The 12,537-nt window shown below is 65.7% G+C and carries 6 protein-coding genes; 4 read left to right on the forward strand and 2 right to left on the reverse strand.

Annotation, left to right across the window (positions count from 1 at the left end):
- Positions 1-30 precede the first annotated feature (30 nt).
- Together ACLIMP_RS20710 and ACLIMP_RS20715 are read left to right on the forward strand one after the other, a co-directional pair.
- Complete coding sequence (locus tag ACLIMP_RS20710) at positions 31-4,254, forward strand: bifunctional nitrate reductase/sulfite reductase flavoprotein subunit alpha (RefSeq protein ID WP_443478209.1); 4,224 nt, start codon at positions 31-33, stop codon at positions 4,252-4,254.
- 135 nt (positions 4,255-4,389) lie between these two features.
- On the forward strand, positions 4,390-6,918 hold the full coding sequence (locus ACLIMP_RS20715; protein WP_443478210.1) for a TonB-dependent receptor: 2,529 nt from the start codon (positions 4,390-4,392) through the stop codon (positions 6,916-6,918).
- A 20-nt stretch (positions 6,919-6,938) separates the two neighbouring features.
- On the opposite strand, the gene ACLIMP_RS20720 is transcribed toward ACLIMP_RS20715, so the two are convergent.
- Both ACLIMP_RS20720 and ACLIMP_RS20725 read right to left on the reverse strand, forming a co-directional pair.
- Positions 6,939-7,982 carry a FecR family protein gene (locus tag ACLIMP_RS20720; protein WP_443478211.1) on the reverse strand — a complete coding sequence of 348 codons (1,044 nt, stop codon included), beginning with the start codon at positions 7,980-7,982 and terminating at the stop codon, positions 6,939-6,941.
- Complete coding sequence (locus tag ACLIMP_RS20725; protein ID WP_054439062.1) at positions 7,979-8,461, reverse strand: RNA polymerase sigma factor; 483 nt, start codon at positions 8,459-8,461, stop codon at positions 7,979-7,981. Before ACLIMP_RS20725 ends, ACLIMP_RS20720 begins: the two co-directional genes overlap by 4 nt.
- 202 nt (positions 8,462-8,663) lie before the next feature.
- On the opposite strand from ACLIMP_RS20725, the gene ACLIMP_RS20730 reads away from it, so the two are divergent.
- Positions 8,664-10,997: a TonB-dependent receptor gene (locus ACLIMP_RS20730; protein WP_185999806.1), complete on the forward strand. Its 2,334-nt coding sequence runs from the start codon at positions 8,664-8,666 to the stop codon at positions 10,995-10,997.
- A gap of 74 nt (positions 10,998-11,071) precedes the next feature.
- Positions 11,072-12,532: an amidohydrolase gene (locus tag ACLIMP_RS20735; protein WP_443478212.1), complete on the forward strand. Its 1,461-nt coding sequence runs from the start codon at positions 11,072-11,074 to the stop codon at positions 12,530-12,532.
- The last annotated feature ends 5 nt before the right edge of the window (positions 12,533-12,537 follow it).

The raw sequence follows: 12,537 nt of genomic DNA on the forward strand, positions 1-12,537 counted from the left end.
TCGGTGGCGTTTTTTCGTTTTGGGGACCATGTGAGCAACAGGACGGTCAAGAGCGTATGTCCCTACTGCGGCGTTGGCTGCGGTATCGTCATGGAAGTGGCGGACAACCGGATCGTCAAGGTCTCCGGCGACAAGAGCCATCCCACCAATTTCGGCCGGCTCTGCACCAAGGGCAACACCTGCCACGAACCGGTGGCGGCGGCGGGCCGTGCCGTCACGGCCTATGCCCGGATCGCCGGGGGCAATGACCAGGGCGCTATCCCCATGGAAGAGGCGATCGGCCGCACCGCACGGGGCCTGCGCGCGATCATCGATCGCGACGGGCCGGATGCCGTCTCGCTCTATGTATCGGGCCAGATGTCGCTGGAGGCGCAATATCTGGCCAACAAGCTCTGCAAGGGCTTCATCGGCACGAACAACATAGAGAGCAATTCGCGCCTTTGCATGGCGAGCGCGGCGAGCGGCTACAAACTGTCGATCGGGGCAGACGGCCCGCCCGGCTCCTATCAGGATTTCGACAAGGCGGACCTGTTCTTCGTGATCGGCGCGAACATGGCCGATTGCCACCCCATCCTGTTCCTGCGGATGATGGACCGGGTGAAGGCCGGGGCACGGCTGATCGTCGTCGATCCGCGCCGCAACGGCACGGCGGACAAGGCCGACCTGTTCCTCCAGATCCGCCCCGGCACCGATCTCGCGCTGCTGAACGGCCTGCTTCACCTGCTGGCGCAGGAAGGCCGGATCGACGAGGATTTCATCGCCGCCCACACCGAGGGCTGGGACGCGATGCCCGAGTTCCTGGCGGATTACACCCCCGCCCGCGTGGCCGAACTGACCGGCATTCCCGAGGCCGACATCAGGCAGGCCGCCCGATGGATCGGCGAGGCGGGCGAGTGGATGTCATGCTGGACCATGGGGCTGAACCAGAGCACGCACGGCACCTGGAACACGAACGCGATCTGCAACCTGCACCTCGCCACGGGGGCGATCTGCCGACCGGGAAGCGGCCCCTTCTCGCTTACCGGCCAGCCCAACGCGATGGGCGGCCGCGAAATGGGCTACATGGGTCCGGGCCTGCCGGGCCAGCGCGCGACGCCCAGCGATGAGGACCGCCGTTTCGTGGAGGACGCCTGGGGCATTGCGCCTGGCAGCCTTCGCGTGGATGCCGGGGCGGGGACGATATCGCTGTTCGAGGAGATGGCCGCAGGACGGATCAAGGCCTGCTGGATCATCTGCACCAACCCGGTGGCCAGCGTGGCGAACCGCAAGACCGTGATTGCAGGGCTGGAAGCCGCCGAACTGGTGATCGCGCAGGACGTCTACATCGATACCGAAACCAACCGCTACGCCGACCTGATCCTGCCCGGCGCCCTGTGGGCCGAGGCGGAAGGCGTCATGATAAATTCCGAACGCAACCTCACGTTGATGCAGAAAGCCGTCGATCCGCCGGGAGAGGCGATGGCGGACTGGCAGATCATCGCCCGCGTCGCCTGCGAAATGGGTTATGGTCATGCGTTCACTTATGCGTCGGCCGCGGAAGTCTTTGAGGAAATCCGCGAATTCTGGAACCCGCGGACCGGATATGACATCCGCGGCGCCAGCCATGACCGGCTCCGCGAGGCTCCGCTGCAATGGCCCTGCCCGCCGGGTGACGATCATGGCCGGAACCCCATCCGATACCTCAACGACGGCGTGAGCCAGACGGGACGGATTAACGAGGACGGCAGCCGTCCGGCGATCTCCTTTCCCACCGAAAGCGGAAAGGCGCACTTCCTGCCCCGGCCGCACCTGTCCCCCGCCGAGATGCCGGATGCCGATTATCCGCTCGTGCTCAATACCGGCCGCCTCCAGCACCAGTGGCACACGCTGACGAAGACGGGGAAAGTGGGGAAGCTCAACAAGCTCAATCCGGGACCGTTCGTGGAAATCCACCCAGAGGACGCCGCGGCGCTAGGCATCGGCGAGGGTGACAGGGTGGAAGTCCGCTCGCGGCGGGGGCGGGCTGTCCTTCCGGCGATGCTCACAGAGCGGGTCCGTCCCGGCAACTGTTTCGCCCCGTTCCACTGGAACGACGTGTTCGGCGAGGATCTCGCCATCAATGCGCTCACCAGCGACGCGGTCGATCCGCTTTCGCTGCAACCCGAATTCAAGTTCTCCGCCATTGCCCTCGCCCGGCTGTCAGGGCCGGCGGAGGACGATCCCATCACAGCCGCGCCGGAAGACATGACACCGCCATTCGCAGACCCCCTGCCCGGCCCGGCCGGACTGCTCCCGTTCCAGACGGCCGCGATCGACGCATTCCTGCAGGTCATGGGCCTGAGCCCCGGCACGCCGCCGACGCTATCCGGAAGCGAGGAACGCTACCTTTCGGGCTTCATGACCGGCCTGCGTTCGGGCAACCTGCCTGAAGACGCCGTTGTGCCCGTGCTGCCCGGCGGATCACCGGTCGATGAAGACAAGCGGACCTACATGAACGGCCTCCTGGCCGGCCTCTTCTCCCGCTCGCCCGCAATTCCGGGCGGCGATCGGAGAGAGGCGGTATCCCTGCCCGCCGCCGCGACGTCCAGGGAAAGCCTGCCCGAAGTGCTGGTGCTCTGGGCGTCGCAGACCGGAACGGCGGAAAGTTTCGCCGAACAATGCGCCAGCCGGCTTGCCGAACAGTCCTGCAAAGTGAGGCTTGCGCCGCTGGGCAGCGTGAAACCTGCGGACCTGACCGCGGCAGGCCGGGCGCTGTTCATCGCCAGCACCTTCGGCGACGGCGATGCCCCCGACGACGCGGGCGCATTCTGGTCCGCGCTGGCATCGGAAGCGCCTTCAGGGATCGAAGCCCTGCGCTATTCGGTGCTGGCCTTTGGCGATTCCAGCTACGACCAGTTCTGCGGTTTCGGGCGAAAACTCGACGCCCGGCTGGAGGAACTTGGCGCCAACCGCCTCGCGCCCCGCGCCGATTGCGAACCCGACTTCGAAGTGGAAGCCGCGCGATGGCTGGATGCGGTATCGGCGGCCCTGCTCCCCGGCACGATGGATGTGCCCGCCGAAGCGGCAATGGAAGGTGCCGCCGCCGTGCTCACCGTCGCTCCGGCATCCCCCGCACTGCGCTCCACCCAGGCCCCGGCGCAAGTCTCCTACACCCGCAAGGCCCCGCTCAGGACGGCGCTGGTTCGCAACACCCTGCTCAGCGGGCTGGGCGCACAGAAGGAAGTGCGCCAGTTCGGTTTCGATCTCGCCGGGCACGATTTCGCCTACCGCGCCGGCGATGCGCTGGGGGTATGGCCGATCAACTGCCCGGCGCTGGTGGCGGAGATCGTCGACCTGCTTGCGCTCGATCCCGATGCTCCCGTAACTATCAAGGGCCTTGGCGAAGTGCCGCTCCACGAAGCGCTGCTCCGCCACTGGGACATTGCCAAACCCACGCGCAACATTCTCGAACTCATTGCCGAGCGCATGCCGCAAGCCGCGTTCGTCCCGCTGCTCGATCCAGACCGCAAGCCGGAGTATGACCGGCTGCTGCGCGAAAACCAGATCGCCGATATCCTGCACGAAACCGGCGCCCAGCTCGACACGGCTGACCTGATGCAGGTCATGCGGCCATTGCAACCGCGCTTCTACTCGATCGCCTCCAGCCCGCTTGCGCAGGCGAACGAGGTGCAACTTACCGTCTCGGTCCTGCGCTACAGCAACCGGGGGCGGCGACGCTCGGGGGTCTGCTCGGCCTTCATGGCGGACCGCGCAGCCGAGTACGAGGCGGAGCGCGGAACCGGCCTGTTCCTGCAACCATCCTCGCATTTCCGGCCGCCTGCCGATCCGGCCCGCGCCGCGATCATGGTAGGCCCGGGCACCGGCATCGCACCTTTCCGGGGCTTCCTCCATGACCGCGAGGCGAGCGGCGCGGCGGGAAGCAACTGGCTGTTCTTCGGCGAGCAGCACGAGGCCACCGACTTCTACTACCGCGAAGAGATCGACCAGTGGCGCCGTTCAGGCCACCTCGACCGGCTCAGCCTCGCCTTTTCCCGCGACCAGGCGGAGAAGGTCTATGTGCAAAACCGCATGATCGAGGAAGGCGCAGAACTGTGGCGCTGGATCGACGGGGGCGCGCATTTCTACGTCTGCGGCGATGCCAGCCGCATGGCCAGGGACGTGGACAAGGCGCTCAGACAGGTGATCGCGGTACACGGCGGCATGACGGCCGAGGCGGCCGACGATTACGTCGCCCAGATGCGGGAGGACAAGCGCTACGCCCGCGATGTCTATTAGGTGGCGTAAGAATTGTTCATAACATCCCCGCCCACGCGCCATTTTGTTGAACTTGCGCGGCGCAATCGATAGCCGGTTCGTTCCTCCTCTCACTGGGTGCCCCGCAACAGGACCGCAGGGCCGGGAACCGTCGGATTGCGTTTTCGCGTCGCTCATTCCGTTTGCACTCTGGCCGCAATCCTGTGGCCCGCAACCGGCGTTCTGGCGCAATCCGCCGAAGTGAATGTTCCCTCCCAGCCACTCTCCCGCGCCATCGCGCAACTGGGGCAGCAGGCCGGCGTGGAGATCCTGCTCAACACGCCCGGTCAGGAGCGCCGCCTTTCCAGAACCGTGAAAGGGCACCTTTCGGCGCGGGAAGCGCTACAGCGCATGATCCGCGGCATGGATCTGGAAACGAGGCAGGTCTCACCGGGCGTATACCTCGTGCTGGCTTCGCGCCGTGCCGAACGCCGCAAGGCCGAACCCCGCCCACCCACACCCGATCCCTCGCCCGATATCCTGGTCTCGGCACGGCGCAGGCCGGAACGGGAAATCGAAGTGCCGCTACAGGTGGTCCAGCGGGACGCCGAAACGCTCGACCGGGCCTCCATCCGAACTCTGGCCGATCTCGCCCGCATCACGCCCGGTTTCGTCGCGACGGGACAGACGTCTAGCGCCACGCCGCTCCTCGTCATGCGCGGCCAGCGCCGCTCGATCAGCGATGAAAACCGCCTGCCGCTGGTCGTCTATCAGGACGAGGTACCGCTTCCCAACCAGGCCGCCGTCGCACCGCTTTACGACATGGCCTCGATCGAGGTACTGCGCGGGCCGCAAGGCACCCTGTTCGGCCGCAACACCACCAGTGGCGCCGTGCAGCTCCATTCGGTCCTGCCGGGAAGCGGGGTGCCCGGCTATCTCGAAGCGGAGACTGGCACATATGGCCTGAGCCGGCTCGAAGGCGCCCTCGAACTGCCGCGGGAGGGGCCGTGGTCCTTGCGCGTATCCGGCCAGCGGATGCGGCGAAACGGCTATACGCACATGGCCTCGGGCGGACGGGCAGACACGGCCCACAGCGATGCCATGCGCGCGATGGTCCGCTTCGAACCCGAAAGTCCACTGCGATCGACCCTCAGCTTCGACATGCTGGACGCCGAAGAGATGGGCGCAGCGCTGATCCTTGCCGGGGTCTATGAAACCGGCAGCGCCCGCAATCCTGAAAACGTTCCCTATTTCGACTGCGGAAGCGGCGCATGCGACATCGACAGCTACTTCTCGATCCAGCAATCGCTCGGCCGGCGCACCTCGCAATCCGGAATCGCGCCGATCTATCGTCGGCGGTTCCGGGGGCTCGGCAACATCACCGAGTACGGTGACGAAGACCTGATGGTCCGCAATATTCTCGGCTGGCGATCCACCCGTGTTTTCTATGCGCTCGACGGGGACGGCACCCCGCTGGAAATCAACGATTCCACCACCCGATCTGCCCATCATCAGTGGACGGAAGAATTCCAGCTTCAGGGCCGGCTGGGAAAGGTCCGCTACATCGCGGGCCTGTTCTATCTGGACAGCGCACCGTCCGGCGCGGTGCTGCAGGACGTCTCCCGGTTCGTCCGCCCGGACAATCCGCCCTTTCACGTCGCCAACTACCAGACCTTCCGCAGCGCCGCCGTTTTCGGGCAGGCGACTGTCCCGATCGGCGATGAACTGACCGCCGACCTCGGCCTGCGCTATACCGCCGAGCAGGTCAGCGGCTGCACGTTGCGCTCGCTGACGGCCCGGCCCGCGACCCGCGAGGCCTGCCTCGATGACGGCGGTTCCGCCGCGAAAGCAGCTTCGCAGCGACTGACATGGACTTTCGCCCTGACCCGCAAGCTCGGCGATCACAGTTTCTATCTCACCAGCAGACGGGCGTTCCGGTCCGGTGGATACAATACACCGCGCCTTGCCGGCACGCTGGCCCCCTACCAGACCTTCAAGCCGGAAACCCTGACCGATCTTGAAATTGGCGCCAAGGGGCGCTGGTCGGCCGGAAATCTTGGAGGATATTATTCGGCGGCGGCCTATGCCGGGCTTTACACCAATGTCCAGCGCGCGCTTTTCCCCGATCTCGACTTTGACGGCGATGGCGACATCACGACGGACCCGATCACACTTTACATCAACAGCGCAAAAGCCCGCGTTGCCGGTTTCGATGGCGAATTTTCGGCCAACCTGGACACGCGCACCCATGTGACGCTCAGCGCCTCCTGGATCCACGCACGCTATACGGAAGTGGTCGCTCCGGCAGCCCTGATCTCGCTGCTGGGAACAGACCCGCTCAACAACCGCTTCACGTATACGCCCAGCTTCAGCGGAACCGTTTCGCTCTCCCGCGAGGTGCCCCTGCCTCATCGGCTGGGCGAATTGAGCCTCGCTGCGGATTACAGCTACGTCAGCGCCGTCCGCTTCACCGAGCGGCCGAGCGAGACTTTCGGAACCCAGCCGGCTTACGGCCTGCTTGGCGCATCGATCACATGGCAGCGGATCGGCGGGATGCCGTTGGACCTGGAGATATGGGGCCGCAATCTGACCGACCGTTTCTACGCCAGCGGCGGCGGCACGCTCAATCCAGCCTATGCCGCCGCGACCATCATTCCCGGTCCGCCCAGGACCATGGGCCTGCGGCTGCGCTACACTTTCGAATAGCGCCGCCCAAGGCGCGCCGCTCAGGGCTGGACGAGTTCGGCCCGGGTCGCGCTTTCATTCTCGACGCGGGCAATGCCGGCCAGTTCCAGGCTCTGGAGGAAACCGCGCGTCACTCCGATGCGGAACGTGCCGCTGATCGGATGGCGGGCCAGGGCCGGGCTGGCGACGATGATTTCCTGCGGGCTGTAGCGGTTGATCTCCGCCACTGCGTCCTTCAGTGGAGCCTGGTCGAAACTGACAACACCCTTGCGCCAGGCAAGCTGCCGGTCGACATCGATGCTGCCGGTGCGGAACCTGCCGGAACTCCAGACAAGCTCCTGCCCGGGGGCAAGGATCGCCGATTGCGCAGGCTGTCCAGCGCTCGCGGGCATATCGACACGGACCTTTCCGTGCGCAAGCGTAACGCCGATGGTACCGCCGAAGTCCCGAACCGCAAAAGCGGTGCCCAGCGCAGTGACCTTCACCCCGCCCGCCTCGACCACGAACGGCTTGCGCGGGTTCTTCGCGACCTCGAAGAAGGCTTCGCCATTCCTGATGGAGGTGCTGCGCCGCGTATCGGTTTCGTTGACCGCAAGGGTGGAAGAGGTATTCGCCGTGATCGTCGACCCGTCCGTCATGCGGAAGGTCAACTGCTGGCCGATGCCGGTTGAAATGATCCGGCTGTCCGCCCCCGCAATCGCCGTGGCCGTCGCCGCAACTTCGGCGCTTTGTTGCCGCTGGTAGACGACACCGGCGGTCAGCACCGCGACAGCTGCAACCGCGGCCGCCAGCGGACGCTGCCACCGGACACGTGAGCGGCGGTTGGCCAGCGCCTGTTCGCGGATCGCCAGGATGCGTGCGTCCGTTCGCATCGCGGCGGTCTCTTCCCATGCGCGCTCGACGCGCGCCCAGGCCACGCGATTGCCCTCGTCGCGGGCGTGCCAGCGCTCGAAATCATCGTAATCCTGCGCGGTCGCCCGAGGCGAACGGAACAGGCTGAAATAGGCGGCCGCCGTCGCTTCGGGGGAATCGATCTGTTCCAGAGCGCGGGCATCGAAGGGCCGGGGATCGATGGACTTGCTCATGGCAGATCCCTCGCAGCCAGGAAGCGCACGGCCTTCATCAGGTGCCGCCCGACTGCACTGTTAGAAAGGCCGAGATGCTCTCCGATCGCATCGTAGGACATCTCCTCGAAGCGGTGGAGGACGAAGACGTCGCGCGTCAGTCCGGGCATTTCCTCAAGCGCATTGACCAGCCGGTCCACGTCCTCGCGCCCACGCAAGACACGCTCAGGCGTCAGTTCCTCTACCGGGTGGAACGTCTCGGTCAGTTCGAAATGCGCGCTACGGTGGCGGACCTGATCGCGGCGCGCGCGGTCGGTCAGCACACTGGCCGCGACCTGGAACAGGTAACCCTCGACATTGGCGATCGGATCGGTCTGCCCGCGCACGTGCATGCGCACCAGCACGTCCTGCACGAGATCGTCCACATCACCGGGCACCGCCCGCTTGGCGATGTACCGCCGCAAGGCCGGGACGTGCGCCGAGAGATCCGGCGCCTCCACGCGTTCGTTCGGCGATGTCCTGCGCAGCGAGAAAATGACGTCGATCCTTCGATCCGGAAACCGCCTCTCCTTAGCCGCGCAGCCGGCGAAACGTCACCCAGAATATTTTTTCATCGAAAGCGAATGATCCGCGCCGGACTGCGTCTTGCGACTATCGGCCTGCGATCAGGGACAGGCCGGATAGATAAGGAAATAGAACAATATGTCCTGTCGTAGCCTTTCCGCATTGCTGCTTGCCTCCTCGTTCCTGGCCATTTCGGCCCCGGTCGCCCAGGCCCAGGAAACCGCCTCGCGCGTATCCGACGAGCCCGGCGGCGAAATCTTCGTCACCGCCCGCCGCCGCGAGGAAAGCGCCCAGACCGTTCCCGTCTCGGTGACCGCCTTCAACGAGGAAATGCTGCGCGAGAAGGCGATCGTCAGCACGCAGGACCTCACTTACACGACGCCGGGTCTCAACGTCGCTCCGCAGACCTCGCGCGATACGCCCAGCATCGTCATCCGCGGCCAGCGCCGCGCGACGGCAGGCGCGGCCGCGCCTTCGGTCGTCACCTACTTCGCCGACGTGCCGCTGCCCAATGAAGGCTCCATCGTGCCGACGTTCGACGTCGGCTCGATCCAGGTCCTCAAGGGCCCGCAGGGCACGCTGTTCGGCCGCAACACCACCGGGGGCGCGCTGCTGCTCTATCCTACCGCGCCGGATTACGACTTCGGCGGCTACGGGCAGGTCACGCTCGGCTCCTACAACGAGCGGACCTTCGAAGGCGCGGTCAATGTGCCGATCATGGACGAACACGTCGCCCTGCGTCTGGCCGGACAGGTCGCGCGCCGCGACGGCTACACCAAGAACCACGGCATCGGCGGCAACCTTGACGACCGCAACAACAACGCCTTCCGTGCCTCGCTGCTGGTGGAACCGGTCGAGGGCCTCAAGAACGTGACGGTGTTCGACTGGTACCGCGCGCGGGAGAACGGCACCGGCCTCGTGCTCAACGGCGTCTACCCGAACCCCGCCGTCTCCGGTGGCGGCACCGCGCGCACGGCGGCCAACGCGCCTTACTTCGACTGCGGCGTCGCCGGCTGCGACATCGACATTGCCCTGTCCGAGCAGCAGGCCGCCGGCGTGCGCGACGTGTCGACCAGCATCGATCCTTATTCGAACCGCACGTTCTGGGGCCTTGCCAATACCACCACGCTCGATGTCGGCACGGTCACCTTCAAGAACATCTTCGGCTACCGCAGCAGCAAGGTAGACGGTGCTCGCGACATGGACGGCACTTACCTTGCCCTCTACGACGGCGTGTCCAACACCAATGTCCAGCAGTACTCGAACGAGTTCCAGGCCATGGGCAAGCTGTTCGGAGACAAGCTCGACTGGATCGTCGGCGCATTCTACCTGAAGAGCGACCCGAACGGCGTGAACGGCAGCGTCACCTATTCTGCCGTGATCCCGGGCAAGACCTTCACCTATAACGAGAACTACAACACCTCGACCAGCAAGGCGCTGTTCGGCCAGATCGGCTATGCCTTCGGCGGCTTCGCGGAAGGCCTGCGCTTCAACGGCGGGTTCCGCTACACCTGGGACAAGTCCTCGGGCTGCTCGGTGGCGGCGCTGGATACGGCGGCACGCATCGGGCCGGACGCCTGCGAGGACCGCGGCGGCAAGACCGGCTCGGAAAGCTCCAAGGCGCCGACCTGGACACTGGGCTTCGACTACAAGGTCAACGACGACCTGTTCCTCTACGTTACCAACCGCCGCGGCTACCGTTCGGCCGGTTACAACCAGAGCGGGCTGTCCTCCTACTTCGACGGTTTCGAAACCTTCAAGCCCGAGAAGGTCACCGACTATGAAGCCGGCATCAAGTCGAGCTGGCAGCTCGGCGACGTGAAGGGCCGCTTCAACATCGCCGCCTACACCAGCAAGTACAATAACATCCAGCGCTCGATCTTCCCCGGCGCTGACTTCGACGGCGACGGCAACTCCGCCAACGACCCCAGCAGCCTGATCATCAACGCCGCCAAGGCGACGATCCAGGGCACCGAGTTCGACTTCTCGGTCACGCCGGTTCACGGCTTCACCCTCTCGGGCTTCGGCGCCTATACCGACGCCAAGTACGACGAGTACGATGCCCCGGCCGCCTTCATCCCGCTGCTGGGCAACAATCCGGTCAACAACAAGTTCTCCTACACCCCCAAGTGGACCGTGGGCGGCGGCGCGCGTTACGCGCATGACCTGGGCGAGTTCGCGGAACTGGTGTTCAACGCCAACTGGTTCCACAGCACCAAGGTCTGGTACGTCGAGCGCCCGCTGGATACCAACGGCATCCAGAAGGCCTACGACACCGTCAACCTGAAGCTTGACCTCAACGACATCGAGGGCCGGGGCATCGATCTCGGCTTCTTCATCCGCAACCTGTTCGACGTGACTTACGCGGCGGCCGGCGGCGTGGTGACCCCCTCGATCACTTCGACCACGCTGGTCTACAACGAACCGCGCGTGTTCGGCGCCCAGCTTCGCGTCTCCTTCGGGAAGCGCTGATTTACTGCCTGTACCGCGCGGTTCGCCGATCCGCGCGGGACAATTTCGATACGACCTTCAATGAGGATGTGCTCATGAAATCCCTCGTTCGTACCGCCCTGTTCCTGCTCTCCGCCAGCGCCAGCGTTCCCGCTCTGGCCGGGCCGCTTGCCGATGCCGACCGCACCGCGATCCTGGCCGACGTCGATCGCGGCTCTGCCGCCATGTCGCGCAATGCGCTTCAGATCTGGTCCTGGGCCGAAGTCGGCTTCCAGGAAACCAAAAGTTCCGGGCTGCTTCAGAAGGAGCTGAAGACCGCCGGCTTCCAGGTCACGCCCGGCGCCGCCGGAATGCCCACCGCCTTCGTCGCGAGCTTCAGGACCGGTGATGGCCCCGTCATCGGCATCCTTGCCGAATTCGATGCCCTGCCCGGCCTCGCCCAGGCCGCCGAGCCGGAGCGCCATGCGCTTGACGGCATTGCCGGCCATGCCTGCGGCCACAACCTGTTCGGCGCCGCCTCCATCGCCGCTGCCATAGCCACAAAGAACTGGATGGTCGCTCACGGCATCAAGGGCGAACTGCGTGTCTATGGCGCGCCTGCCGAAGAGGGCGGTTCGGGCAAGGTCTTCCTCGTCCGCTCGGGCCTGACCAAGGACGTCTCCGCCATGCTGCACTGGCATGCGGGTGACGGCTACAGCGCCATGCAGGGCCATGCCCTTGCCAATGTCAGCGCCAAGTTCCGCTTCCACGGGATCGCCTCGCACGCGGCCGCCGCGCCCGAACGCGGCCGCTCCGCGCTGGATGCGGTCGAGGCGATGGACAACATGGTCAACATGATGCGCGAGCACGTCCCGCAGGAAACACGCATCCATTACGTCATCACCGATGGCGGCAAGGCCCCCAACGTCGTGCCCGACACGGCCGAAGTCTACTACTACGTCCGCCACCCCGACCAGCAGCAGGTGGCCGAAATCATGGAGCGCGTGAAGAAGGCCGCAGAAGGCGCCGCGCTCGGCACCGGCACTACGGTGGAGTACAACCAGATCGGCGGCACTTTCGACCTGCTGCCGAACGACACGCTCGGCCATGTCATGTACGAGAACCTCAAGCAGGTGCCGCTGCCCGCCTACACGGCGCAGGAACAGGCCTTCATCGACAAGATCAGCGCCACCCTGCCCAAGGGCGGCCGCAAGAGCACACCGGGCGTCGCCCCCTATAGCAGCGGCGAGATCATGTCGGCCTCCACCGACGTCGGCGACGTCAGCTACACGACCCCCACCGCCGGGCTTTCCGCCGGCACCTGGGCGCCGGGCACCCCGCCGCACAGCTGGCAGGCGGTTGCGGCCAGCGGCAACAGCGTCGGCACCAAGGGCGCCGAAGTCGCCGCCAAGGCGCTTGCCCTCACCGCCGCGCAACTGTTCCAGAGCCCCGATACGCTGGCCGCCGCCAAGGCCGAACTCGACGAGCGCCGCGGTCCGAACTTCGTCTACCGCTCGCTGCTCGGCGAAAAGGCCCCTTCGTTGGATTACCGCAAGGGCTCTGCCACCAAGGATTGACCGGA

The sequence above is a fragment of the Novosphingobium aeonii genome (assembly GCF_052279045.1).
In the GTDB taxonomy this organism is placed as follows: Bacteria; Pseudomonadota; Alphaproteobacteria; order Sphingomonadales; family Sphingomonadaceae; genus Novosphingobium.

Excerpts from the sequence above, each read along its gene's own strand:
- ACLIMP_RS20720 (WP_443478211.1), bottom strand. The coding sequence starts at position 7,982 with ATGAGCAAGTCCATCGATCCCCGGCCCTTCGATGCCCGCGCTCTGGAA.
- ACLIMP_RS20730 (WP_185999806.1), top strand. The coding sequence starts at position 8,664 with ATGTCCTGTCGTAGCCTTTCCGCATTGCTGCTTGCCTCCTCGTTCCTG.
- ACLIMP_RS20735 (WP_443478212.1), top strand. The coding sequence starts at position 11,072 with ATGAAATCCCTCGTTCGTACCGCCCTGTTCCTGCTCTCCGCCAGCGCC.